The sequence below is a fragment of the Pseudomonas sp. JQ170C genome, from assembly GCF_035581345.1.
Classification (GTDB): domain Bacteria; phylum Pseudomonadota; class Gammaproteobacteria; order Pseudomonadales; family Pseudomonadaceae; genus Aquipseudomonas.
Window position 1 is genome coordinate 1,491,792 of sequence record NZ_CP141608.1, and the last position, 23,907, is coordinate 1,515,698.

The 23,907-nt window shown below is 62.4% G+C and carries 21 protein-coding genes; 16 read left to right on the top strand and 5 right to left on the bottom strand.

Annotation, left to right across the window (positions count from 1 at the left end):
* Window positions 1–69 precede the first annotated feature (69 nt).
* From U9R80_RS06860 to U9R80_RS06870, 3 genes are all read left to right on the top strand, one after another.
* A complete protein-coding gene (locus U9R80_RS06860) occupies window positions 70–324 on the top strand; it encodes a type II toxin-antitoxin system HicA family toxin (protein ID WP_301837088.1) in 255 nt (84 codons plus the stop codon).
* Window positions 321–653, top strand: a complete 333-nt coding sequence (locus U9R80_RS06865; RefSeq protein WP_301837087.1) for a type II toxin-antitoxin system HicB family antitoxin — start codon at window positions 321–323, stop codon at window positions 651–653. Before U9R80_RS06860 ends, U9R80_RS06865 begins: the two co-directional genes overlap by 4 nt.
* A gap of 85 nt (window positions 654–738) precedes the next feature.
* The gene (locus U9R80_RS06870; protein WP_301837086.1) at window positions 739–1,395 is read left to right on the top strand and encodes a LysE family translocator; all 657 of its coding nucleotides are present in this window, start codon (window positions 739–741) and stop codon (window positions 1,393–1,395) included.
* Window positions 1,396–1,594: 199 nt separating this feature from the next.
* On the opposite strand, the gene U9R80_RS06875 is transcribed toward U9R80_RS06870, so the two are convergent.
* Window positions 1,595–2,383 carry an AraC family transcriptional regulator gene (locus tag U9R80_RS06875; RefSeq protein ID WP_301837085.1) on the bottom strand — a complete coding sequence of 263 codons (789 nt, stop codon included), beginning with the start codon at window positions 2,381–2,383 and terminating at the stop codon, window positions 1,595–1,597.
* 102 nt (window positions 2,384–2,485) lie between these two features.
* On the opposite strand from U9R80_RS06875, the gene U9R80_RS06880 reads away from it, so the two are divergent.
* The 5 genes from U9R80_RS06880 (at window position 2,486) to U9R80_RS06900 (ending at window position 5,689) form a co-directional block, all read left to right on the top strand.
* The gene (locus U9R80_RS06880) at window positions 2,486–2,977 is read left to right on the top strand and encodes a GyrI-like domain-containing protein (protein WP_301837084.1); all 492 of its coding nucleotides are present in this window, start codon (window positions 2,486–2,488) and stop codon (window positions 2,975–2,977) included.
* Window positions 2,978–3,082: 105 nt separating this feature from the next.
* Window positions 3,083–3,517 carry a YybH family protein gene (locus U9R80_RS06885; RefSeq protein WP_301837083.1) on the top strand — a complete coding sequence of 145 codons (435 nt, stop codon included), beginning with the start codon at window positions 3,083–3,085 and terminating at the stop codon, window positions 3,515–3,517.
* An 87-nt stretch (window positions 3,518–3,604) separates the two neighbouring features.
* A complete protein-coding gene (locus U9R80_RS06890) occupies window positions 3,605–3,949 on the top strand; it encodes a YciI family protein (RefSeq protein WP_301837082.1) in 345 nt (114 codons plus the stop codon).
* 19 nt (window positions 3,950–3,968) lie between these two features.
* Window positions 3,969–4,454: an SRPBCC family protein gene (locus tag U9R80_RS06895; protein ID WP_301837081.1), complete on the top strand. Its 486-nt coding sequence runs from the start codon at window positions 3,969–3,971 to the stop codon at window positions 4,452–4,454.
* A complete protein-coding gene (locus tag U9R80_RS06900) occupies window positions 4,454–5,689 on the top strand; it encodes an RNA polymerase sigma factor (protein WP_301837080.1) in 1,236 nt (411 codons plus the stop codon). Before U9R80_RS06895 ends, U9R80_RS06900 begins: the two co-directional genes overlap by 1 nt.
* A gap of 3 nt (window positions 5,690–5,692) precedes the next feature.
* Here U9R80_RS06900 and U9R80_RS06905 read toward each other — a convergent pair whose 3' ends face one another.
* Window positions 5,693–6,163 (bottom strand): MaoC family dehydratase, encoded by a 471-nt coding sequence (locus U9R80_RS06905; protein ID WP_028943168.1) that lies wholly within the window; start codon window positions 6,161–6,163, stop codon window positions 5,693–5,695.
* Between the two features lie 36 nt (window positions 6,164–6,199).
* On the bottom strand, window positions 6,200–7,144 hold the full coding sequence (locus U9R80_RS06910; RefSeq protein WP_301837079.1) for an alpha/beta hydrolase: 945 nt from the start codon (window positions 7,142–7,144) through the stop codon (window positions 6,200–6,202).
* A 210-nt stretch (window positions 7,145–7,354) separates the two neighbouring features.
* On the opposite strand from U9R80_RS06910, the gene fadD2 reads away from it, so the two are divergent.
* Window positions 7,355–9,043, top strand: a complete 1,689-nt coding sequence (fadD2, locus tag U9R80_RS06915; protein WP_301837078.1) for a long-chain-fatty-acid--CoA ligase FadD2 — start codon at window positions 7,355–7,357, stop codon at window positions 9,041–9,043.
* Window positions 9,044–9,342: 299 nt separating this feature from the next.
* Window positions 9,343–11,040 (top strand): long-chain-fatty-acid--CoA ligase FadD1, encoded by a 1,698-nt coding sequence (gene fadD1, locus U9R80_RS06920; protein ID WP_301837077.1) that lies wholly within the window; start codon window positions 9,343–9,345, stop codon window positions 11,038–11,040.
* A gap of 83 nt (window positions 11,041–11,123) precedes the next feature.
* Here fadD1 and U9R80_RS06925 read toward each other — a convergent pair whose 3' ends face one another.
* A complete protein-coding gene (locus U9R80_RS06925) occupies window positions 11,124–12,431 on the bottom strand; it encodes an NAD(P)/FAD-dependent oxidoreductase (RefSeq protein WP_301837076.1) in 1,308 nt (435 codons plus the stop codon).
* A 29-nt stretch (window positions 12,432–12,460) separates the two neighbouring features.
* Window positions 12,461–13,825, bottom strand: coding sequence for a glutamine synthetase family protein (locus tag U9R80_RS06930; RefSeq protein WP_301837075.1), 1,365 nt, complete (start codon window positions 13,823–13,825; stop codon window positions 12,461–12,463).
* A 446-nt stretch (window positions 13,826–14,271) separates the two neighbouring features.
* Between U9R80_RS06930 and hrpA the strand changes: the two genes are divergently transcribed.
* The 6 genes from hrpA to U9R80_RS06960 all read left to right on the top strand — a co-directional run bounded on the left by hrpA (window position 14,272) and on the right by U9R80_RS06960 (window position 23,863).
* Entirely contained in the window at window positions 14,272–18,177 is a 3,906-nt protein-coding gene (gene hrpA / locus U9R80_RS06935) for an ATP-dependent RNA helicase HrpA (protein ID WP_301837074.1), read from the top strand.
* A 168-nt stretch (window positions 18,178–18,345) separates the two neighbouring features.
* Entirely contained in the window at window positions 18,346–19,467 is a 1,122-nt protein-coding gene (locus U9R80_RS06940; protein ID WP_301837073.1) for a beta-ketoacyl-ACP synthase III, read from the top strand.
* A gap of 60 nt (window positions 19,468–19,527) precedes the next feature.
* Window positions 19,528–20,139: an RNA polymerase sigma factor gene (locus U9R80_RS06945; RefSeq protein WP_301837072.1), complete on the top strand. Its 612-nt coding sequence runs from the start codon at window positions 19,528–19,530 to the stop codon at window positions 20,137–20,139.
* Complete coding sequence (locus U9R80_RS06950; protein WP_301837071.1) at window positions 20,133–20,372, top strand: zf-HC2 domain-containing protein; 240 nt, start codon at window positions 20,133–20,135, stop codon at window positions 20,370–20,372. The genes U9R80_RS06945 and U9R80_RS06950 overlap by 7 nt, the downstream gene beginning before the upstream one ends.
* A gap of 197 nt (window positions 20,373–20,569) precedes the next feature.
* Entirely contained in the window at window positions 20,570–21,883 is a 1,314-nt protein-coding gene (locus tag U9R80_RS06955) for an OprO/OprP family phosphate-selective porin (protein ID WP_301837070.1), read from the top strand.
* An 855-nt stretch (window positions 21,884–22,738) separates the two neighbouring features.
* Entirely contained in the window at window positions 22,739–23,863 is a 1,125-nt protein-coding gene (locus tag U9R80_RS06960; protein WP_301837069.1) for a GNAT family N-acetyltransferase, read from the top strand.
* The last annotated feature ends 44 nt before the right edge of the window (window positions 23,864–23,907 follow it).

Consider the following 23,907-nt stretch of genomic DNA (forward strand, 5'->3'; position numbering starts at 1 on the left):
GGTGGCGACGGAAAAATCCTGAATTGATCGCTTGGAAAAAGTGCTATCTTATTTTGATAGCATTTTCCGATGAACAGTCGATATCGCAGAATCCTTGAAAACATTTTTCGTACGCCCACCAGCGCCAATCTGGTGTTCGCCGACATCGAAGCCCTGATCGTGCATTTGGGCGGAGAAGTGGTGGAGCGGGAGGGTTCCAGGGTCAAGCTGAAACTGGGCGCACAACAGTGGCTTTGTCACCGACCGCATCCGGGTAAAGAGGCCAAGCGTTATCAAGTTGAAGAAGCCCGCGAGTTTCTCCTGCGGGCAGGAGTTCACCCATGAACACGATGAACTACAAGGGATACAACGCCCGAATCGAGTACGACCCACGGGATGATATTTTCGTCGGTCGTGTACTTGGGGTGCGCGACATCATCAGTTTCCATGCCAGCTCCGTGAGTCAGTTGCACAAGGCCTTTCACCTGGCGCTGGACGACTACCTGGCTGACTGTATCGAACGGGGTGTGGCCCCTGAGCGGCCCGCTTCGGGCAAAGTCATGCTGCGTATTCGCCCCGAAGTTCACGCGGCTGCAACCATTGCCGCGCAGTCCCAGGGCAAGAGCCTCAATCAATGGGCGGATGAAGTCTTCGAGCGTGCTGCCCAGGCATGACAACGGGGGCAATTTCTTCCAATACAGCCAGGGGGATTCCCGCTTTAATGGCGCCTGTCTTCAATGCGGTCTCTGGAATCCCCTCATGCCTTTTTCCAACGGTTTTCTCCTCAGCCTTTCCCTGTGCCTGGATATCGGTATCGCCAATATCGCCATGATCACCCTGGCGATGCAGCGCGGTTTTCTCCAGGGCTTCTGGCTCGGGCTGGGGACCTGTGTGGGGGACCTGGTGTATGCCGTGGCGGCGCTGGCGGGGATGACCGTGCTGCTGCAGTTCGAGACGGTGCGCTGGGTGTTGTGGCTGGGCGGCTCGGTGCTGCTGGTGTGGTTTGCCGTGAAGATGCTGCTGGCGGCCTGGCGCGGGGAGGGCCATGTGCAGGCGGGCGAAGTGGTGGTGGAGTCGGGCTGGCGCGAGTTCGTTCGCGGGATCGTTCTGGCCATGTCTTCGCCCAGTGCGATTCTGTGGTTTGCCGCGGTGGGGGGCGTGCTGATCTCCCGCTCCGGCGGTGGCAGCTTGATGGAGGCCGGGCTGTTTCTGTCGGGCTTTTTGGCTGCCGGCCTGCTCTGGTGCCTGTCGCTGTGCCTGATCGCCAGTCACGGCGGGCGGCTGTTGGGGGACCGGCTGTTGACCTGGTCGTATCTGCTTTCGGCGGCGATTTTCTGCTACTTCGCCGTCTATGTGATTCTCTCTGGCTATCGCGAATTCATCCTCGCCGTACCGGCTGCTACAGCGGGTCTATAATCAGTCGGGGCACCCGTGCGCAGGTGCCGTCCGGCCGGAGGATCTTCGAGATGAAAGGTCTGGATGCGAAAAAGATGGCCAAGAAAAAGCCCCTGAAAACCGCTGAAGAAAAACGTGCCGCCAAACGCGCCAAGCGCTCGGCAGGCAGTGGTTTTCTCCCCTAGCTAGCGACCGGAGCCCCGTAAGGGGCTCTTTTGTTTCAAGGGCGTCGGAACGCGGCTGAGTAGGCCGCCGGGGTGACGCCCATGACCTTGCCAAACGCATTGATGAAATGACTCTGATCGTAGAAGCCCAGGCCCAGCGCCACATCCCTGGGGTGCGCCCCTGTGCGTAACTGCTGGCGCGCTTCGATCAGGCGCAGTTGCATGTGGTACTGCAGCGGCCCCAGGCCCATGGCTTTCTTGAAGCAGCGCACGAAGTGAAATTTGCTCAGGCCCGCCGCGTGCGCCAGTTGTTCAAGCGTCAGGCGTTGATGAAGCTGGGCGCGCATCAGTGCCACGCTGCGCTCGATGGCCGGTGCCTGTTCACCGTTGGCCGAGGGTGCCTGTTCAAACAAGGTGGCCAGCAGCTGGAGCAATGCGGCTTCCTGTTCGGCCGCTGTGGTCGAGCCTGCGAAGTCGATGATTGAACGGTACAGCGCAGGTTGCTGCAACACCCCTTGTTCAAAGGTCGGGCAGCCGTGCCCGGGGCCGAGATTGTGCTCGCGGATCAGGCGCTGCAACGCATTGATGTCCAGGTGCAGGCTGATGTACTCGACCCCCTGCGGGCCGAACTCCGAAGCTTGTACAGCCAGCGGGTTGTAAAGCGTCACAGTGCCGGCCGGCACCTCCAGGTGCTTGCCGTCGAGCCAGATCTGTTCGTGCCCCGACACGTTGGCGCCCAGCACCAGCTCGTCATGGGTGTGGCGGGGAAAGCTCGCGGCGCTTGCGCGCACCCATGACGACTCGATCAGGCCGCAGGCATGCAGGGGTTCTGCGATCAGTGTCATGGGTTGATTCCGCATTGGAGTAATTGCGACTACGCTAGCGGACGACCCTGCTGCCCCGCAATGCCCGGGCAGCCCAACGATTCATTCAAGGAGGCAAAGGACATGTCCATCCCGAATCACGTTGCAATCGAGCCTGTGCGAATTGAAGAGGGCCAGCGCCTTGTCATCGCCGGTATGGGGGGCCGTTTCACGCAGTCCACGACCCACGAGATCCCGACGCTGTGGCAGCGTTTCGAGCCCTATATCGGCCGGGTGACAGGGCAGGTCGGCGCGCACACCTACGGCGTGTGCTGCAACGCCGACGGCAAAGGCCATTTCGATTACATCGCCGGGGTGCAGGTGGAGGACGCCGAAATGTTGCCGGCCGACTTTCAGCATGTCGACCTCAAGCCCCAGCGCTATGCGGTGTTCGAGCACCACGGTAGCGTCGATACCCTCAAGGCGACTTTCCAGGCCATCTGGAACGACTGGCTGCCGTCCTCCGGAGAGCGGGTTGCCCAGGCACCGGAATTCGAGCGTTATGGCAAGGATTTCGATCCGTTCGACAGCCGCAGCGTGATGGAGATTTGGTTGCCGTTGGAGCGACGCAACTAAAAAAGTGACCCGCTGCTGTCGATTCCTCGCGCCGTGATTCGACCATCTGTGAACGCGCCGATTCGTTCGGCGCCTGACACCTGTCGAACCGCAGAGGACACGACCATGAACAATGCCGCCGAAACTGAGATCCGCCAGCTGATCGAACGCTGGATTCCCGCCGTCCGAGCCCGGGACATTCCTGCGATCACCGCCCCTTACGCCGACGATATCCTTGCCTTCGATGCCGTCAAGGAACTGCAGTTCAAGGGTAAGGCCGCCTACACCGCCCATTGGCAAGCCTGCATGGAGCATTGCCCCGGCGAGATGGTCTTTGAAATGGAACAACTGCAGATCCATGCCACCCCGGAACTGGGGTTCGCTCACTGGCTCAACCGTTGCGGCCCCGGCGGCGACGAGGGCGGCGAGGATAAAAGCTGCTATATGCGCGTCACGGTCGGCTACAAGCGGATCGGCGGGCAGTGGAAGGTGATTCATGAACACTGGTCGGCGCCATTCGACATGGAAACCGGAGCGGCCCTGTTCTCGCTCAAGCCCTGACCTGAAAACCCCGAGGGTTATGCCGAATCGCGCTTTCTCCGGAAGCGCGGTATGCAGCCATAGTGTGCATCTGCTGTGGAGACGACGATGAAATACCTTTGCCTGGTCTACTGTGAAGAAGGCCTGTTGCACAGCCTGCCCGACAGCCCCGCCGATGCCGAGTGCATGGCCTATGCCGAGTCGATCCAGGGCAGCGGGCGGATGCTCGCCGCCGAAGCGCTCAAGCCTGTGCAGACGGCAACCACGGTGCGTGTGCGCGGTGGGCACATGAGCCTGACCGATGGGCCTTTTGCCGAGACCAAGGAGCAACTGGCCGGCTTCTATCTGGTCGATGCCCGCGACCTGAACGAAGCGTTGAATATTGCCAAGGGCATCCCTGCCGCCCGGGTCGGCAGTGTCGAAGTGAGGCCGATCCGCGAGCTACAACCCTGAAACGAAGGAGAACAACAAGATGAGCCTTCATCCGCCAGGAGCAGCGCAGTACGAACTGTCCCTCAGCCGCCTGATCGATGCACCTCGTCGCAAGGTGTTCCAGGCATGGACCGAGCCCGAGCTGCTGGCGCAGTGGTGGGGCCCCAACGGCATGACCACGCCCCTGTGCGAGATGCAGTTGTGGGTAGGGGGGCTGTTTCGCACGGTGATGCAGGCACCGGACGGTACTGAATACCCGAACCAGGGCGTGTTCCTGGAGATTGTCGCCCCCGAGCGAATTGTCTTCACCGATGCCTTCGGGCCCGGCTGGGTGCCGTCGAACAAGGCATTCATGACGGCGGTGGTGACCTTTGAAGACGTGCGCGGCAAGACCCAGTACACCGCACGCGCCTGGCACTGGAACGCTGCCGATTGTCTGGCCCATGAAGAAATGGGTTTTCATCGCGGCTGGGGCGAAAGCCTCGACCGGCTGGTGGCGCTGGTGACTACCCAGATGCCGGGCTGATGACGACACAGGCGTTGGTACGGGCCGAGGTCGAGTCGGTCTACACCCGCGAGTCGCGGCGCATCCTGGCAACCCTGATTCGCTTGCTGGGGGATTTCGACCTGGCCGAGGAGGCCATGCACGAAGCGTTTTTCGTCGCCGTCGAGCGTTGGCAGCGCGATGGCGTCCCCGCCAATCCCCGGGCCTGGCTGGTGTCCACCGGGCGCTTCAAGGCCATCGACGGGCTGCGCCGACGCGCGCGTTTCGACCGCTCTCAGGCGCAGTTGATGATGGCCCTGGAGGTGCTGGAGGACGATCAAGTGAATGTCGAGGAGCTGGAAGACGATCGCCTGCGCCTGATCTTCACCTGCTGCCACCCGGCGCTGGCCGCCGATGCCCAGGTGCCGCTCACCCTGCGCGAAGTCTGCGACTTGACCACCGAGGAAATCGCCCGGGCCTTTCTCCAAAGCCCGGCCACCATTGCCCAGCGCATCGTGCGCGCCAAGGCCAAGATTCGCGACGCGAAAATCCCGTACCAGGTGCCGACGCTGGCCGAGTTGCCCGAGCGCCTCGATAGCGTCTTGCGGGTGATCTACCTGGTATTCAACGAAGGCTATTCGGCGTCATCGGGCGACAATCTGATGCGCAATGACCTCAGCGATGAAGCGATCCGCCTGGGACGGTTGCTGCAGCAATTGCTGCCCGATCCGGAAGTGCTGGGGTTGTTGGCCTTGATGCTGCTACAGGCCTCGCGACAGGCGGCGCGCAGTGATGAACAGGGCGAGCTGATTGTGCTGGATGAGCAGGACCGCCGCTTGTGGAACCGTGAGTTGATCGCCGAGGGCAGCCAGCTGGTGCAGCAGGCGCTGCGCAGCCAGCAGTTCGGGGTGTACAGCCTGCAGGCGGCGATTGCCGCAGTGCATGCCGAAGCCGCCAGTGCCGAAGCGACAGACTGGGAAGAGATTGTCGGTTTATACAATGTGCTGCTGCAGGGCTGGCCGTCGCCGGTGGTGGAGCTCAACCGTGCTGCGGCGTTGGCGCAGCGCGATGGTCCCGAGGTGGGGCTGGAAGCGGTGGAGGCGATTCTGGCCCGAGGCCAGTTGCAGGACTATCACCTGGCCCATGCCGCCCGGGCCGAACTGTGTCGGCAATTGGGGCGGCTGGAGCAGGCACGCGATGCGTACCAGACCGCTCTGGGCCTGACTTTGCAAGGCGCCGAGCGGCGCTTTATCGAGCGCCGCCTGAGCGAGCTGTGAACCTTAGCCGATGGAGATCGGCGGCGGGCTCACCAGGTCGACGGTCTGCTGCTTGCGTGGGGCAAGGATCTGCGCTTCGCCATCGACCACCAGCTCTTCGTTCTGGTTGAACACGCGGGTGGCGATGCGCACTTTGAACTTGGGCAGCTTCTCGAGAATTTCCAGGCGCACGGTCAGGGTGTCGCCAATCTTCACCGGCTTCTGGAAGGTCATCTGCTGACCCAGGTAGATAGTGCCGGGGCCGGGCAGCTCGCACGCGACGGCGGCGCTGATCAGCGCGCCACTGAACATACCGTGGGCGATGCGTTCCTTGAACATGCTCTTGGCCGCGAACTCGGCGTCCAGGTGTACCGGGTTGTGGTCACCGGACATGGCTGCGAACAGCTGGATGTCACGTTCTTCGACGGTCTTGCTGAAACTGGCGGTCTGGCCGACTTCAAGGGCTTCGTAAGGCGTGTTGGTGACCTGGGTCATCGATAGGGTTCCTGCATCTGGAAATGAGGTCGGCCGTCATTCACTGCGGGCAGGGCGGCCAAGGGCCAACGCCTGCTCCAGCCAGTCGATGATTGCGGCCGTGACCTCGTCACGGTTGGTTTCATTGAGCAGTTCATGCCGTGCCTTGGGGTACAGCTGCAACTGGACATGCTGGTTGCCGGCCAGGCGCAAGGCACCGGCCAGATCTTTCAGACGCTTGCCGGCACTGACCGGATCACATTCGCCGCCCATCACCAGAATCGGCAGGTTCGGATCGATCTGCTTGAGGTTGGCCGGCTGGCTGATTTGCTCCAGGCCCATCAGCAAGTCGATCCACAAGCGGTTGGTGCAGCGAAAGCCGCAAAGAGGGTCGGCCACATAGCGATCAACCTCCGCGCTATCGCGGCTCAGCCAGTCAAATGCGGTGCGGGTGGGCTTGAAGGCCTTGTTGAACGAGCCAAACGACAGCCACTCGATCAGCGCACTGTGGCCCAGGGGGCCCTGGCGCCAGGCCTCGGCGCGGGCAATCACGCAGGCGGTGCGGTACAGCGCCGGCGGCTGGAAGTTGGAGCCGCTGAGAATCGCCCCTTGCAGGCTGGCGCCGTGGTGCATCAGGTAGGCCTGGGCAATGTAGCTGCCCATGCTGTGGCCGAAGATGAACACCGGCGTGCCTGGGTACTGCTGGCCGATGTGCTGGCTGAGCAAGCCCAGGTCGTTGACCACCGCGTTCCAGCCTTTATGGGGGGCGAACAGGCCAAGGGTGCCGAGTTCGGCGGTGCGGCCGTGGCCGCGTTGGTCATGGGCGATCAGGGCAAAACCTGCGGCGCTCAGGGCTTCGCCCAGGCGCTGATAGCGCCCAGCATGCTCGGCCATGCCATGGGCCAGCAACACCACCGCCTTGATCGGCGTGCTCGGCAGCCATTGATAGACGTACAGGCTGCAGTGGTCGCTGGCTGGTAGCCAGAACGCGTCGTGATGCATGGCGGGTCCTTGTGCACGCAGATCGGTGGGAGAGCACAGTGTATAACCCAAGCACAGAATTGAAGGGCGTCCACCAATAAGATTCACAATGTAAATGACAGTGCTTGGCATATTTGCCACCTGCGACATACCTGCTAACTTCGGCGAAGCACCTTCTTCGCCAAGCAGGCAAGGGGGCCCGGAACGGCTCAGGTATGAGGACAAGAATAAATGCAAGCTGATTTCTGGAATGACAAGCGCCCCGACGGCGTTCCTTCGCACATCGACATGAATGCCTACAAGTCTGTGGTCGAAGTGTTTGAACGCTCCTGCAAGAAGTTTGCTGATCGCCCCGCGTTCAGCAACCTGGGGGTGACCCTGACCTACGCCGAACTGGAACGTCACTCGGCGGCCTTCGCCGCCTACCTGCAGCAGCACACCGACCTGGTGCCGGGCGACCGCATCGCCGTGCAGATGCCCAACGTGCTGCAGTATCCCATCGCCGTGTTCGGTGCCTTGCGCGCCGGCCTGGTCGTGGTCAACACCAACCCGCTGTACACCGCCCGCGAAATGCGCCACCAGTTCAAGGATTCCGGCGCCCGCGCGCTGGTGTACCTGAACATGTTCGGCAAGCTGGTGCAGGAAGTGCTGCCCGACACCGGCATCGAATACCTGATCGAAGCGAAGATGGGCGACATGCTGCCAACGGCCAAGGGCTGGCTGGTCAACACCATCGTTGCCAAGGTCAAGAAGATGGTGCCCGACTACCACCTGCCCCAGGCCGTGCCGTTCAAGGCCGCCTTGAGCCAGGGCCGGGGCCTGGTGCCAAAGCCGGTGCCCCTGAGCCTCGACGACATCGCCGTGTTGCAGTACACCGGCGGCACCACGGGCCTGGCCAAGGGCGCCATGCTCACCCACGGCAACCTGGTGGCCAACATGCTCCAGGTCCTGGCCTGCTTCTCCCAGCACGGCGCGGATGGCCAGCGGATGATCCGGGAGGGCCAGGAGGTGATGATCGCGCCGCTGCCGCTCTACCATATCTATGCGTTCACCGCGAATTGCATGTGCATGATGGTCACCGGCAACCACAACGTCCTGATCACCAACCCGCGGGATATCGGCGGCTTCATCAAGGAACTCAAAAAGTGGAAGTTCTCGGGCTTGCTCGGGCTCAACACCTTGTTCGTGGCGCTGATGAACCACCCCGATTTCAAGAACCTCGACTTCTCTGCCCTCAAGGTCACCAACTCGGGCGGTACCGCCCTGGTCAAAGCCACCGCTGAGCGCTGGGAAAGCATCACCGGCTGTCGCATCGTTGAAGGCTACGGGCTGACCGAAACCTCACCGGTGGCCAGCACCAACCCCTACGGCCAGCTGGCGCGCCTGGGTACGGTCGGCATTCCGGTGCCGGGCACCGGGTTCAAGGTGGTCGACGATGAGGGCAACGAGCAGCCGCTGGGCGAGCGCGGCGAGCTGTGCATCAAGGGCCCGCAGGTCATGAAGGGGTACTGGCAGCATCCACAGGCCACCGCCGAGGCCCTGGACAGCGAGGGCTGGTTCAAGACCGGCGACATCGCCGTGATCGACCCCGATGGCTTCACCCGGATTGTCGATCGCAAGAAGGACATGATCATCGTCTCGGGCTTCAACGTGTACCCGAACGAGATCGAAGAGGTGGTCATGAGCCATCCGAAGGTGGCCAGTTGCGCGGTGATCGGCATCCCGGACGAGCGCTCCGGCGAGGCGGTGAAACTGTTCGTGGTAGCGCGTGAAGGCGGCGTGAGCCTTGAGGAACTGAAGACCTACTGCAAGGCCAACTTCACCGGCTACAAAGTGCCCAAGCACATCGTACTGCGTGACTCCCTGCCGATGACGGCGGTGGGCAAGATCCTGCGCCGCGAGCTTCGCGACATAGCTTGACGTCAGGTAGGAGCGGGCTTGCCCCGCGATGCGATTCGACTGCTGGATCGCTATCGCGGGGCAAGCCCGTTCCTACAAATTCCAAGGCTTTAGTCTTTTTACTCTAAAAATGACTATTAAATTACCAAGAGTCATTTTAGTGACTGATCGGGCCGTTTTGGCTCTAGTCGACCCTTGGCAAAGCTGCTACTCTCGGGCCGCTTCCGATTACCTGGTTTGCAATAAACCGTAATCTCATATCAATAATAATCGCATCGACTGCGGTGAAGAATTCGCTGTTGCTGGAGGAGTGGGCTTCCATGATCGAAAATTTTTGGAAGGATAAGTACCCAGCCGGGATTGCGGCGCAAATCAATCCCGACGAGTACCCGAATATCCAAGCGGTATTGAAACAGTCCTGCCAACGCTTTGCTGACAAACCCGCCTTTAGCAACCTGGGCAAAACCATCACATACGGCGAGTTGTATGAGTTGTCGGGCGCGTTTGCCGCTTACCTGCAACAACATACCGACCTGCAGCCAGGTGATCGTATCGCCGTGCAATTGCCCAACGTGCTGCAATACCCGGTAGCCGTGTTCGGAGCCCTGCGTGCGGGCCTGATCGTGGTCAACACCAACCCGTTGTATACCGCGCGGGAAATGGAACACCAGTTCAACGATGCCGGCGCCAAGGCGCTGGTGTGTCTGGCGAACATGGCGCACCTGGCCGAGAAGGTGGTGCCCAAGACCCAGATCAAGCACGTTATTGTCACCGAAGTGGCCGATATGCTGCCACCGGTAAAACGCCTGTTGATCAACAGCGTGATCAAGTACGTGAAGAAAATGGTGCCGGCCTACCACCTGCCCAAAGCCATCAAGTTCAATGATGTGCTGAGCAAAGGCGCCGGCCGGCCGGTCAAGGAAGCCAGCCCCGACAGCAATGACGTGGCCGTGCTGCAATACACCGGCGGTACCACCGGGGTGGCCAAGGGCGCGATGCTCACCCACCGCAACCTGGTGGCCAATATGCTGCAGTGCCGCGCGCTGATGGGCTCCAACCTCAATGAAGGTTGCGAGATCCTGATCACGCCACTGCCGCTGTATCACATCTACGCCTTCACCTTTCACTGCATGGCGATGATGCTGATCGGCAACCACAACATCCTGATCAGCAACCCGCGCGACTTGCCAGCGATGGTCAAGGAACTGTCGAAGTGGAAGTTCAGCGGCTTTGTCGGCCTGAACACCTTGTTCGTCGCCCTGTGCAACAGCGAGAACTTCCGCAAATTGGACTTCTCGGCGCTGAAAATCACCCTGTCCGGCGGCATGGCCCTGCAGATGAGCGTGGCCGAGCGTTGGAAGGCCGTCACCGGTTGTGCCATCTGCGAAGGCTACGGCATGACCGAGACCAGCCCGGTGGCGACGGTCAATCCGTCCGAGCACAACCAGGTCGGCACCATCGGCATTCCAGTGCCTTCGACCCTGTGCAAGATCGTCAATGACGCCGGTACCGAGTTGCCATTGGGTGAAGTCGGCGAGCTGTGCATCAAAGGCCCGCAGGTCATGAAGGGCTATTGGCAGCGCCAGGACGCCACCAACGAAATCCTCGACAGCGAAGGCTGGCTCAAGACCGGTGATATCGCGCTGATCCAGCCGGACGGCTACATGCGCATCGTCGACCGCAAGAAAGACATGATCCTGGTCTCCGGTTTCAACGTCTATCCCAACGAGCTCGAAGACGTGCTGGCGGCGCTGCCGGGCGTGCTGCAATGCGCGGCCATCGGCGTACCGGACGAAAAATCCGGTGAAGTGATCAAGCTCTTCATCGTTGCACGGCCGGGTGTGACCCTGACCAAGGAACAGGTGATGGAGCACATGCGCGCCAACGTCACCGGCTACAAAGTGCCGCGTTTCATCGAGTTCCGCGAGGCGCTGCCGACCACCAACGTTGGCAAGATCCTGCGTCGTGAGCTGCGTGACGAAGAGTTGAAGAAGCTGGGCCTGAAGAAGATCGCCTGATCGTTTCTTTGCAGGACAATCGCGGGGCAAGCCCGCTCCTACGGATGATGTAGGAGCGGGCTTGCCCCGCGATGCTTTTGGCCTTAGCGCAACTTCTCAAGCATCTGGTAGTACCACATCCCCGCCGCCAGCAACGGATTGCCCAGCACATCGCCCATGGGCACCTTGATGTGCTTGCAGCCGGCAAACGTATCGTATTTCTCCAGCGTACCGGTCAGGGCCTCGGCCATGATCTCGCCCATGATGTGGCTGGTGGCGATGCCGTGCCCCGAATAGCCCTGGCAGTACCAGACATTGTCTGAAAGCTTGCCCAGCTGCGGAATGCGGTTGACCACGATCCCCATTGCGCAACTCCACTGGAACTCGATCGGCACACCCTTGAGTGCCGGGAAGGTGCGCTCGATGCACGGGCGCAGTTCGCCGGCGATGTCCCGCGAGTCACGCCCTGAGTAGTTGGCGCCGCCACCGAACAGCAGGCGGCCATCGGCGGTCAGGCGGTAGTAGTCGAGCACGAATCGGCAGTCGTACACCGCCAGGTCCTGGGGGTTGATCTGCGCCGCCAGTTCGCCCAGCGGCGCGGTGGTGACGATGCCGCCCATGGCCGGGAAGATCTTGCCCTTGAGCTGGCGGTTTTCCAGCTTGTGGTACACGTCGCCCGCCAGCAGGATCTGCTTGGCTTCGACCCGCCCCTGGGCGGTGACGATGGCGGGGTGGTCGCCGTGGACGATATCCAGCACCTCGGAGTTCTCGAAGATCAACGCACCCAGGCTGTGGGCGGCGCGGGCTTCGCCCAGGCACAGGTTGAGCGGGTGCAGGTGCAGGTTGCGCAGGTTCTTCAGGGCCCCCAGGTACAGCGGGCTTTGCAGGTGCTCGGCCATGTCCGCGCGATCCAGCAGTTGCACCTGATCGCCCATGCCGCGGCGCCGCGCCTCGGCCTCGAAGGCCTGCAGTTCAGTCATGTGCGAGGGCTTCATCGCCGCATGCAGATGGCCGCGCTTGAGGTCGCAGGCAATGCCGTAGCGTTCGACCCGCTGCTCGATGATCTGGTGGCCACGCCAGCGCAGGTGCCAGATAAAGTCATCCACCTCGTCGCCCAGCTTTTCGCGCATCTGCTTGCGCATGGCTTCATCGCCCGAGAGGCTGCCGGTGACCTGGCCGCCGTTGCGCCCGCTGGCGCCCCAGCCGATGCGGTTGGTTTCAACGATGGCGACTTTAAGGCCCCGTTCGGCCAGTTCGACGGCGCTGGCGACACCGGTGAAGCCGCCGCCGATAATCGCCACATCAACCTTTACCGTGCCCTTGAGGGTTGGGTACTGGGTGGTGTCGTTCAGGCTGGCGGTGTAGTAGGAGGCACTGCGCTGGGCGGTGCCGGTATTCACGGCTGCGTTCATAAAAAATCCTTGGCGCAAAAATAAAGGGATCAGGCCTGGGTCAGGTACCAGCGCCAGTCCTGTTCGCCGACTTCGGCCATGAACTGACGGTACTCGGCGCGTTTGACCGCCAGGTAAACGCCGAGGAACGCTTCGCCAAACGCCTCGCGCGCCCAGCTTGAAGACTCCAGGGCCTTGAGCGATGTCAGCCAGTCGGTAGGCAACAGCTGCTTGGCCTGGGCATAGCCGTTGCCTTCGACCGGGGCGCCCGGGTCGAGCTGCTGGCGGATGCCGTGGTGGATGCTGGCGAGGATCGCTGCTGCGGCCAGGTACGGGTTGGCATCGGCACCACAGATGCGGTGCTCGATATGCCGACTGTTGGCCGGGCCGCCCGGTATGCGCAGGCTCACGGTGCGGTTGTCGACGCCCCAGGTCGGCGCCAGTGGCGCGTAGCTGTTGGCCTGGAAGCGCCGGTACGAGTTGGCGTTGGGGCAGAACAGCAGCAGCGAGTCGAGCAGATGCTTGAGCATGCCGGCCACCGACTGGCGCAGCAGCGGGGTACCGGCCTTGTCGTCGCTGGCGTAGAGGTTGTTGCCTTCGGCATCGGCCAGGCTCACGTGCATGTGCATGCCGGTGCCGGCCAGGTCGTCGAAGGGCTTGGCCATGAAGCAGGCCTGCATGCCGTGCTTGTGTGCCACGCCTTTGACCAGGCGTTTGTAGCGCACCGCCTGGTCCATCGCCAGCAGCGCATCGCCGTGCTCAAGGGTAATTTCCACCTGGCCCGGGGCGTACTCGGAAATCGCGGTGCGCGCCGGAATGCCCTGGGCCTTGCAGGCGGCGTACAGGTCGGCGAGGAACGGCTCGATCTGTTCCAGTTCGCGCAGGCCATACACCTGGGTACCGCGAGGGCGACCGCCGTCGTTGTCGAGTGCCGGTTGTGGGCGGCCGTGCGAGTCGCGCTTCTGATCGAGCAGGTAGAACTCCAGCTCACACGCCATGACCGGGTGGTAACCCTCGGCCTTGAGTGCATCGACGACCTTGACCAGCAAGTGGCGCGGGTCGGCGATGGTCGCCGGCATGCCTTCGCTGGGGTGCATGCTGACCTGCACCGCCGCGGTGGGAATCTGCCGCCAGGGCAGGCGCACCAGGCTGTTTTCCAGCGGATAGGCGCGGCAGTCGATATCGCCCACGTCCCACACCAGCCCGGAGTTCTCGACATCATCGCCATTGAGGGTCAGGCCAAGGATGGTGCTGGGCAGCGGCCGGCCGCTTTCATACACCGCCAGCAGTTCTTCGCGGTGCAGCAGCTTGCCGCGGGGCACGCCGTTGGCATCGAGGATGAACAGCTCGATCATTTCGATATCGGGGTTTTGTGCCAGGAACGTTCGGGCCTGCTCAAGGGGGGCAAATTGCATCGGGTGCTCGCTCGCGCCTTCAGGCGCACAGGACTGTATTGGCCATCAGGCGACAGTCATCGACAAGGAAGCTCGGCCAGGGGCTGGCCGCACGGTTCAGTGCAGAGCGAGGCGGGTATCGGGTGGGCGGGCATGGCGGCAGTGCCACAAGGCCCAGAAGGCGAGAATGATATGAACCAGCGGGTTTTCGCCAGAGCGAGCCCTCACCTTCGGGAACGAAGGGCGCAACAGCGGGCGGGGCGTACACAGGGGCGAAGTCATGCCTGGATACTCCCACGCCGGGGAAGGTTCATTAAATCAGCCTTTGTATACCTTCAGATCATCAGCGGCTAAACAAACATGCCGCCACCCGCAACCGTGCCGAGCGGGGGCAAATCTGCGACAATCGCAGCCCTTCCTATGCCGATCATGAAAAAGCAGGCTCACCTGCACAACTAAAAGCCCCCATGACTGACCACGCCATCGATCAACTGCTGAAAAACCTCGACCACGCCATGATTGCCGAGCGCCACCGCCTGCGCCGCCAATTGCATGAATTGCGCAAACGCCCGGACGAGGCGAAGTTGGCCCAGTGGGTGGAGAAGGTCCAGGCGTCCTGCGCCCAGGTCACCGCGCGCCAGGCCAGTGTGCCGCGCATCCGTTACGACGACAGCCTGCCGATTGCGGCCAAGCGGGACGAGATCAAGAAGGTCCTGGCCGAGCATCAGGTGCTGATCATTGCCGGGGAAACCGGCTCGGGCAAAACCACCCAGCTGCCGAAAATCTGCCTGGAACTGGGCCGTGGCCAGCATGGCCTGATCGCCCACACCCAGCCGCGGCGTATCGCGGCGCGCAGTGTTGCCACCCGGGTGGCCGAAGAGCTCGGCACGCCGCTGGGCGCATTGGTGGGCTATCAGGTGCGCTTTGAAGACCAGAGCGATGCCAACACCCTGGTCAAGCTGATGACCGATGGCATCCTGCTGGCGGAAACCCAGCACGACCGTTTTCTCGAGCGCTACGACACCATCATTGTCGACGAAGCCCACGAGCGCAGCCTGAACATCGACTTCCTGCTCGGCTACCTGAAAACCCTGCTGCCGCGTCGCCCGGACCTGAAGGTGATCATCACCTCGGCCACCATTGACCTGGAGCGTTTTTCCAAGCACTTCAACGATGCTCCGATCATCGAAGTGTCCGGCCGCACCTACCCGGTGGAAACCTGGTACCGGCCTCTGACCAGCGAGCAGGACGAGGAGGGCAACCGGGTCGAAGACGACCTCACGGTAGACCAGGCCATTCTCGCCACCCTCGACGAAATTGCCGCCTTCGAGCGCGGCCAGGGCAAAGGCCCGGGCGATGTGCTGGTGTTCTTGCCCGGCGAGCGCGAGATTCGCGACGCCGCCGAAATGCTGCGCAAGGCCCAGCTGCGCCACACCGAAATCCTGCCGTTGTACGCGCGCCTGTCGCCGGCCGAGCAGCAGAAGATCTTCCAGTCCCATCCGGGCCGCCGCGTGGTGCTGGCGACCAACGTTGCCGAAACCTCGCTGACGGTGCCGGGCATTCGCTACGTGATCGACAGCGGCACGGCGCGTATCAGCCGCTACAGCTACCGCGCCAAGGTTCAGCGCCTGCCGATCGAGGCGGTGTCCCAGGCCAGCGCCAACCAGCGTAAAGGCCGATGCGGGCGGGTCGAGCCGGGCATCTGCGTGCGCCTCTACAGCGAGGAAGACTTCAACGCCCGCCCGGCCTTTACCGACCCCGAGATCCTGCGTACCAACCTGGCGGCAGTTATCCTGCAGATGCTTCACCTGCGCCTGGGTGAGATCGACGCCTTCCCGTTCATCGAGCCGCCAGATGGCAAGGCCATCAGTGACGGTTTCAACCTCTTGCAGGAGCTCTCGGCGGTCAACCGCGAGAACCAGCTGACGCCGCTGGGCCGGCAACTGGCGCGCTTGCCCGTCGACCCGCGCCTGGGCCGCATGCTGCTCGAAGGCGCCAAGCAAGGCAGCCTGAACGAGCTGTTGATCGTCGCCAGTGCCCTGTCGGTGCAAGATCCGCGCGAGCGTCCGCCCGAGCGCCAGCAGGCTGCCGACCAGGCCCATGCACAATGGAAGGATGTCGATTCGGACTTCGCCGCCCTGGTCAACGTGTGGCGTGGTTTTGAAGAGCAACGCCAGGCCCTGACCGCGAGCCCCTTGCGCAACTGGTGCCGCAAGAACTTCCTGAATTATCTGCGCCTGCGCGAATGGCGCGATGCCCACCGACAATTGAGCCTGATCTGCCGCGACTTGCAGTTGAGCATCAACAAAGAGCCGGCCGACTACCCGAAACTGCACAAGGCCATCCTCTCGGGCCTGCTCAGCCAGATCGGCCAGAAGACTGAAGACGGTGACTACCTCGGTGCACGCCAGCGTCGCTTCTGGGTGCATCCGTCGTCGGGGCTGGGGAAAAAACGCCCGCAGTGGATCATGACCGCGGAGCTGGTGGAAACCACCAAGCTGTACGCGCGCATGGTGGCCAAGATCGAGCCGGACTGGATCGAGCCACTGGCCGGCCACCTGATCAAGAAGAACCACTTCGAGCCGCACTGGGAGAAGAAGCGCGGCCAGGTGGTGGCCTTCGAGCAGGTCACGCTGTACGGCATGATCGTGGTCGGCCGGCGCCCGGTGCACTTCGGGCCGATTGACCCGGTGATGTCCCGCGAGCTGTTTATTCGTGAAGCGCTGGTGGGCGGCGAAATCCAGTCCAAGGCCAAGTGTCTGACGGCCAACCGCCAATTGCTGGAGCAGCTCGACGAGTTGGAAGCCAAGGCCCGTCGCCGCGACATTCTGGCCGACGAGGAAACCCTGTACGGCTTCTATGAGGCGCGTCTGCCGGCTGAAATCCACCAGACCGCCACCTTCGACAGCTGGTACCGGGTCAACAGCCAGAAAGACCCGCAGTTGTTGATCATGCGCGAGGAAGACGTGCTGGCGCGCGAGGCCAGTGAAGTGACGGCGGCGCAGTACCCCGACACCTTGCGCCTGGGCGAACTGAGCCTGGCCTTGAGTTATCACTTCGAGCCCAACCATCCCCGTGACGGCGTCACGGTGCGGGTACCGGCGCCGCTGCTGCCGAGCCTGCCGGGTGAGCGCCTGGAATGGCTGGTGCCGGGCCTGCTCGAAGCCAAGTGCATTGCCCTGGTGCGCAACCTGCCCAAGGCCTTGCGCAAGAACTTCGTACCGGTGCCGGATTTCGTCAAGGCCGCACTGCAGCGCATGACCTTTGCCGAAGGCTCGCTGCCCCAGGCGCTGGGGCGTGAGCTGCTGCGCATGACCGGCGCGCGGGTCAGCGACGAGGCCTGGGCCGAAGCGGCCGGGCAGGTGGACGATCACCTGAAGATGAATCTGGAAGTGGTCGATGCCCGGGGCAAGTTTCTCGGCGAAGGCCGCGATCTGGCCGAGTTGACTGCACGCTTTGCCGCGGCAAGCCAGGCTGCGCTGGCGGTGCCGCAGACGGAAAAGAGCCAGCAACCGGTGCAGGCCAAGGCGTTTGCCCAGGTGGCCGAGACGGCGCAACAAAAGATCGCCGGCCTTTCGATGACGGTCTACCCCGCCTTGGTGGAGGAGAATGGCACGGTCAAGGAAGGGCGCTTCTCGACCCTGGCCGAGGCCGAGTTCCAGCACCGCCGCGCGTTGCAGCGGCTGTTGCTGCAGCAGTTGGCAGAGCCGGCCAAGTTTCTGCGCGGCAAGCTGCCGGGCCTTACTGAGCTTGGGCTGCTGTACCGTGAACTGGGGCGCATCGAGGCGCTGGTCGAGGACATCCTGCTGGCCAGCCTCGACAGTTGCATCCTCGAAGGTGAAAGCACCTTGCCCCGCGATGGCGCAGGCCTGGCGTCGCTGGCCGAGCGCAAGCGGGGCAGTTGGACCGAGCACGCCGAGCGCCTGGCACGCCTGACGCTGGAGATCCTCAAGCTCTGGCACGGCCTGCAAAAGCGCTTCAAGGGCAAGATCGACCTGGCCCAGGCCGTAGCGCTCAACGATATCAAGCAGCAGCTGGGCAACCTGGTGTACCCGGGCTTTGTCCGCGAAACCCCGGGGGTGTGGCTCAAGGAGTTGCCGCGTTACCTGAAGGCCATCGAACTGCGCCTTGAGAAACTCGGCAGCCAGGTCCAGAAGGATCGGGTGTGGAGCGGCGAACTGGGCAACTTATGGACCCAATACAAGGCCCGTGCCGACAAGCATGCCCAGGAAGGCAAGCGCGATGAACAGCTGACGTTGTATCGCTGGTGGCTTGAGGAATACCGGGTTTCACTGTTCGCCCAGCAGCTGGGTACCAAGGTGCCGGTTTCCGACAAACGACTGAGCAAGCAGTGGGGGCAGGTGGAAGCCTAACCCCGGCAGTTGTGGCACACTTGGGCGATATCCGCTGCGTACCCCGGATTTATCAAGGGCTACGCGGCGCCAGAATCAAGTACAGCGCAGTGATCCTTCAACGGGGTCATTGCCAGATCAACTTGGTACTTTGGTACCAATAAAAAACGACCGAACAGAGGAACGACCGTGCATAACGTCGTCATCAGCGGCACCGGCCTGTACACCCCGGCCAACAGCATCTCCAACGAGGAGCTGGTGGAATCCTTCAACGCCTATGTGCAGCAGTTCAACGCTGACAACGCCCAGGCCATCGAGCGTGGCGAAGTGCAGGCCCTGGCCGAGTCCAGCGCCGGGTTCATCGAAAAGGCCTCCGGCATCAAGAGCCGCTTTGTCATGGACAAGGCCGGTATCCTCGACCCCCAGCGCATGGCCCCGCGCCTGCCCGAGCGTTCCAACGACGAACCCTCGATCCTTTGCCAGATGGCCGTGGCGGCTGCCGAACAGGCGCTGGAACGCGCCGGTCGCACCGCTGCCGATGTCGATGCGGTAATCGTGGCCTGCTCCAACCTGCAACGGCCTTACCCGGCCATTGCCATCGAAGTGCAGCAGGCCCTGGGCATCAACGGCTTTGGCTTTGACATGAACGTGGCGTGCTCCTCGGCCACCTTCGGCATCCAGACTGCCTGCAACAGCGTGCAACTCGGCCAGGCCCGCGCCGTGCTGGTGATCAGCCCCGAGATCTGCACCGGCCACCTCAACTTCCGTGACCGCGACAGTCATTTCATCTTCGGTGATGCGGCCACTGCGGTGCTGGTCGAGCGTGCCGATCTTGCGACCTCGGCGCACCAGTTCGACATCGTCAGCACCAAGCTGCTGACCCAGTTCTCCAACAACATCCGCAACAACTTCGGCTTCCTCAACCGGGCGGCAGAAGAGGGTATCGGCGCGCCCGACAAACTCTTCGTCCAGGAAGGCCGCAAGGTGTTCCGCGAAGTCTGCCCGATGGTGGCCGAGCTGATCGGTCAGCACCTGGCCGAGAACAACCTCAACGTCAGCGACGTCAAGCGCTTCTGGCTGCACCAGGCCAACCTGAGCATGAACCACCTGATCGTCAAGAAACTGCTCGGTCGGGACGCCCTGGAAGAAGAGGCCCCGGTGATTCTCGATACCTACGCCAACACCAGTTCGGCAGGTTCGGTGATTGCCCTGCACAAGCACCAGGACGACTTGCCCAAGGGCTCGCTGGGTGTGCTCAGCTCCTTCGGTGCCGGCTACTCGATCGGCAGTGTGATTCTGCGCAAGCGCTGAGTCCGCTGTAACAAACCGCCCGACTCACCGTCCATTGGGCTCGTTCAGGAAGAGGTGACGATGACGGTCGAGTCCGATGCACGTTTCCTTGAACGCCTGTTGCGCGGTGAGCAACAGGCGTTCAAGGAACTGGTGACCACCTACCAGGGCGCCATGCGCGCCGTGGCCTATGCCATCCTTGGCAGCCGCCAGGCCGATGAAGCCGTGCAGGATGCCTGGCTGGCGGTGGTGCGCGGCTTGCCGGGTTTCCAGGGGCGCTCAAGCCTCAAGACCTGGCTGCTGACCATCACCGCCAACGCGGCCAAGAACCGCTACAAGCAGAACCGCCGCGAAGTCCTGCTTGATGATCTGCCGTCCCCCCATGGCACCGTCGGCGATGACCGATTCGCCAGTGACGGCCATTGGCTGTTGGCGCCTCACGCCTGGCACCAGGACTCCCCCGAAGCGCTGCTGAGTCAGGACGAGCTGCGCGAATGCCTGGAGCACACCTTGCTCAGTCTGTCGCAGCTGCAAAGCAGCGTGCTGATACTGCGCGAGCGCCAGGGGCTGGAACTGGAGGAGATCTGTAATCTTCTCGACATCTCGCTCTCCAATGTCCGCGTGCTGTTGCACCGGGCGAGGCTGAAAGTCTTCGCCACCCTGGAGCACTTCGAGGAAACCGGCCAATGCTGAGCTGCAAAGACTTGGTCGCTCGCTCAAGCGATTACCTGGATGGACAACTGGCCCTGGGCGAAACCCTGTTGGCGCACCAGCACCTGTTGTTCTGCAAAAACTGTCGACGGTTCATCAAACAGATGCGCCTGGCACAGGCGACAGTCAAGGCGCTGCCCGAGGCGCCGGTAGACGATGCCGACGAAATCGTCCAGCGCCTGACCGACGCCCACCGGGACCAGAATCCCCGCTGAAAACCCACCGGAAGGCCCTGCAACGGGGCTTTCAGGCTTATTTCCTTTTGAAGTAAAAAGTTCCGTTGTCATAAAACATTTATATAAAAGCCACTGATCTGACATAAGCCCCCGCCAAGATTCCTCCCCAGCACAAGTGGCCCAAGCCGCGTGTTTTTCCAACATTATCAAGACCATAAAGTAGGGGAGCTTCTTCGATGATCCGTAAGCACTTCGCAGGTTTCGCAGCCAGCGCCTTGGCAATGGCCGTTACCGCCCAGGCTTTCGCGGGTACCGTGACCACCGACGGCGCCGATATCGTAGTCAAGACCAAGGGTGGCCTCGAGGTCGCTACCACCGACAAGGAATTCAGCTTCAAGCTGGGTGGTCGTATTCAGGCTGACTACAGCCGTTTTGACGGTTTCTACACCAACAACGGCAACACCGCGGACGCCGGCTACTTCCGCCGCGCCTACCTGGAACTGGGCGGCGTGATGTACACCGACTGGGCCTACGCGATCGCTTACGACTTCTCGCATAACTCCGGCGGTGACAACCGTTCTGAAGATGGTTACTTCGACGAAGCGTCGCTGGCCTACAACGGCTTCAAGCCGGTCTCGATCAAGGTGGGTCGTTTCGACCCTGAGTTCGGCCTGGAAAAAGCCACCAGCTCCAAGTGGGTCACCGCTCAAGAGCGTACCGCCGCGTACGACCTGGTCGACTGGACCAACTCGCACAACGGCGGCATGGGCCTGCAGGCCTCCGGCAACGCCGGTGACTCGCTGTACGGTTCGGTCGGTGTGTTCGCCAAGGACGCCACCAACCAGGACAAGGACGGCGACAGCACCAAGCAGTTCAACCTGCGTGGCGTCTTCGCCCCGATGCACGAAGCTGGCAACGTTCTGCACTTCGGCATCAACTACGCCCAGCGTGACCTTTCCGACACCGCTTTCGACGGCCGTATCCGCAGCCGCCTGGGCATGCGTGGCGTGAGCACCGACGGTGGCCAGGATGCTGGCAGCAACGGCAACCGCCTGACCCTGGGTGGCGCCAACAACTCCCCGGTCGGTTCCTACGACACCGACAAGGCCTGGAACCTGGAAGCCGCCTGGGCCATGGGCCCGTTCTCGGTACAGGGTGAATACATCAAGCGTGACGTCGAAGCCGACAGCGCTGCCTTCTCCGACATCAAGGCCGACGGCTATTACGGTCAACTGGCCTACACCATCACCGGTGAAGCCCGTGGCTACAAGCTGGGCAAATTCGACGCGATCAAGCCGTCGAACAAGCAGATCGGTGCCTGGGAAGTCTTCTACCGCTACGACCACCTGAGCGTCGATGACGACAACGGTGCGTTCGCCAACATCGACGATGTCGAAGCCAAGGTCCACAACGTGGGTGTGAACTGGTACGCCAACGAGTCGATCAAGCTCAGCGGTGTGTACGTCAAGGCTAATGTCGACAACGCCGAGAACGCTGTGGGCGACGACAGCGGCGACGGTTTTGTAATGCGCGCGCAGTACGTGTTCTAAGCAATACCGCTCCTCATCCGTTAGATCTTCAGCCCCGCCTTGGCGGGGCTTTTTTTTGGGTCTTTACGGCGTTCCTGGGGTGGTGATCCTTGGGTTGGGTTGGGTTGGGTCGGTGTCGTGAGCTTATCCATTTCATGCGGCGAGGCTGGCGGCCCCTTCCGCCCTTACGGCGGCCTACTTTTCTCCTGGGAAAAGTAGGCAAAACCGCTCGCTCCTGCATACGGCCCTACGCTGCGCTCCGGGTTCCCTCGCTCCGGCACCTTTCGGGGCCACGCGGCCTACGACTTGCTTCGCCAAGTCTACGTCTCGCGTCTTCGGCTACGCCGAAGGTGCTGCGCACTGCCCCTACAGGCACCTCCACTCGGCCTCCTGAAGTCGCACTCCGCGGCGCCTGAACGTTCGTGCATGAAAATCAAGATCAAGAGCGGGCTCCCGCCTGTGGGAACGGGCCCAATCTGTGGGAGCGGGCTTGTCCCGCGATGGATCTTCAGTCTTGCCGACAGATCCATGCCTGCCGGTGATCACGCTTCGCCGTTGCGCCTGGATGTGCATGACGCTGGGGCCTGATCGCGGGGCAAGCCCGCTCCCACCGAGCCCGCTCCTACCTGGCTGTTGGCAGTGGGCTTTGATCTCGAAGATGCGCCAGTACAGGCGCCGCCCGTAACTTCGCGACTTCCGGAGGGAGGGAACCCGGAGCGCAGCGTAGGGCCGCCGTAAGGGCGGAAGGGGCCGGCAGCCTCGCCGCATGAAATGGATAAGCTCACAGCATCAGCACCAGCACCAACACAAAAATCACAACCCCCAAGATCCAGCAAAGCGCTTTTTTTCGCCAGCGTGAAGAGGCAGACTGCGCCCATGCCCAACCTGATCCTGCCTCGCCTCGCCGACCTCACACCTGCCACCTGGGATGCCCTGGTGCCGGGGGAACAGCCGTTTTTGCGCCATGCCTTCCTGAGCAGCCTGGAAGACAGCGGCAGCGTCAGCCGCCATACCGGCTGGACGCCGGCCCACCGCCTGCTCACCGATGCGGCCGGGCAGGTGCAGGCGGCCTTGCCGGCTTATGTGAAAACCCACTCCTTCGGCGAATACGTCTTCGACCACGGCTGGGCCGATGCCTGTGAACGCGCCGGGATTGCCTACTACCCCAAGCTGCTGTGCGCCGTGCCGTTTTCACCGGTCAGCGGCTCTCGCCTGTTGGGGGATGCCCAGGCGTGTGGGGCCCTGATCGATCAGCTCAGCGAGGAACTGTTTGCACAGGGCCTGTCAGGGGCGCATGTCAACTTCACCGATGAGCAGGCTGACGCCGTGATGCGAGGTCGCGAAGGCTGGATGGAGCGCCTGGGTTGCCAGTTTCATTGGCGCAACCAGGGCTATCGGGATTTCCAGGACTTTCTCGACAGCCTCGCTTCGCGCAAGCGCAAGCAGATGCGCAAGGAGCGCGAGCAGGTGGCGGGGCAGGGGATCGAGTTTCGCTGGATGCGAGGTGATGAACTCAGCGAGGCACAGTGGGATTTCGTCTTTGCCTGTTATGCCAACACCTATGCGGTGCGGCGGCGGGCGCCGTACCTGACCCGCTCGTTCTTCAGCTTGCTGGCCGAGCGGATGCCCGGCGCGATTCGTGTGGTCATGGCGCGCCAGGGCGGCCGTGATGTGGCCATGGCGTTCAGCCTGGTGGGCGGGGACAGTTTGTACGGTCGCTACTGGGGCTGCCTGGATGCGTTCGATCGGCTGCATTTCGAGACCTGTTTCTACCAGGGCATGGACTTCGCCATTGCCGAGGGTCTTCAGCGCTTCGATGCCGGGGCCCAGGGCGAGCACAAGTTGATTCGCGGGTTTGAGCCGGTGATTACCCGGTCCTGGCATTACCTGCTGCATCCCGGCTTGAGGCGGGCGGTGGAGGAATTTTTGCAGCAGGAGCGGGCGGGGGTGATGGCGTATGCCGAAGAGGCGGGTACGGCGTTGCCTTATCGGCGGGGCTGAAATCGTTCGCGGGGCAAGCCCGCTCCTACTGTAGGAGCGGGCTT

Excerpts from the sequence above, each read along its gene's own strand:
- U9R80_RS06860 (WP_301837088.1), top strand. The coding sequence starts at position 70 with ATGAACAGTCGATATCGCAGAATCCTTGAAAACATTTTTCGTACGCCC.
- U9R80_RS06865 (WP_301837087.1), top strand. The coding sequence starts at position 321 with ATGAACACGATGAACTACAAGGGATACAACGCCCGAATCGAGTACGAC.
- U9R80_RS06870 (WP_301837086.1), top strand. The coding sequence starts at position 739 with ATGCCTTTTTCCAACGGTTTTCTCCTCAGCCTTTCCCTGTGCCTGGAT.
- U9R80_RS06875 (WP_301837085.1), bottom strand. The coding sequence starts at position 2,383 with ATGACACTGATCGCAGAACCCCTGCATGCCTGCGGCCTGATCGAGTCG.
- U9R80_RS06880 (WP_301837084.1), top strand. The coding sequence starts at position 2,486 with ATGTCCATCCCGAATCACGTTGCAATCGAGCCTGTGCGAATTGAAGAG.
- U9R80_RS06885 (WP_301837083.1), top strand. The coding sequence starts at position 3,083 with ATGAACAATGCCGCCGAAACTGAGATCCGCCAGCTGATCGAACGCTGG.
- U9R80_RS06890 (WP_301837082.1), top strand. The coding sequence starts at position 3,605 with ATGAAATACCTTTGCCTGGTCTACTGTGAAGAAGGCCTGTTGCACAGC.
- U9R80_RS06895 (WP_301837081.1), top strand. The coding sequence starts at position 3,969 with ATGAGCCTTCATCCGCCAGGAGCAGCGCAGTACGAACTGTCCCTCAGC.
- U9R80_RS06900 (WP_301837080.1), top strand. The coding sequence starts at position 4,454 with ATGACGACACAGGCGTTGGTACGGGCCGAGGTCGAGTCGGTCTACACC.
- U9R80_RS06905 (WP_028943168.1), bottom strand. The coding sequence starts at position 6,163 with ATGACCCAGGTCACCAACACGCCTTACGAAGCCCTTGAAGTCGGCCAG.
- U9R80_RS06910 (WP_301837079.1), bottom strand. The coding sequence starts at position 7,144 with ATGCATCACGACGCGTTCTGGCTACCAGCCAGCGACCACTGCAGCCTG.
- fadD2 (WP_301837078.1), top strand. The coding sequence starts at position 7,355 with ATGCAAGCTGATTTCTGGAATGACAAGCGCCCCGACGGCGTTCCTTCG.
- fadD1 (WP_301837077.1), top strand. The coding sequence starts at position 9,343 with ATGATCGAAAATTTTTGGAAGGATAAGTACCCAGCCGGGATTGCGGCG.
- U9R80_RS06925 (WP_301837076.1), bottom strand. The coding sequence starts at position 12,431 with ATGAACGCAGCCGTGAATACCGGCACCGCCCAGCGCAGTGCCTCCTAC.
- U9R80_RS06930 (WP_301837075.1), bottom strand. The coding sequence starts at position 13,825 with ATGCAATTTGCCCCCCTTGAGCAGGCCCGAACGTTCCTGGCACAAAAC.
- hrpA (WP_301837074.1), top strand. The coding sequence starts at position 14,272 with ATGACTGACCACGCCATCGATCAACTGCTGAAAAACCTCGACCACGCC.
- U9R80_RS06945 (WP_301837072.1), top strand. The coding sequence starts at position 19,528 with ATGACGGTCGAGTCCGATGCACGTTTCCTTGAACGCCTGTTGCGCGGT.
- U9R80_RS06950 (WP_301837071.1), top strand. The coding sequence starts at position 20,133 with ATGCTGAGCTGCAAAGACTTGGTCGCTCGCTCAAGCGATTACCTGGAT.
- U9R80_RS06955 (WP_301837070.1), top strand. The coding sequence starts at position 20,570 with ATGATCCGTAAGCACTTCGCAGGTTTCGCAGCCAGCGCCTTGGCAATG.
- U9R80_RS06960 (WP_301837069.1), top strand. The coding sequence starts at position 22,739 with ATGCCCAACCTGATCCTGCCTCGCCTCGCCGACCTCACACCTGCCACC.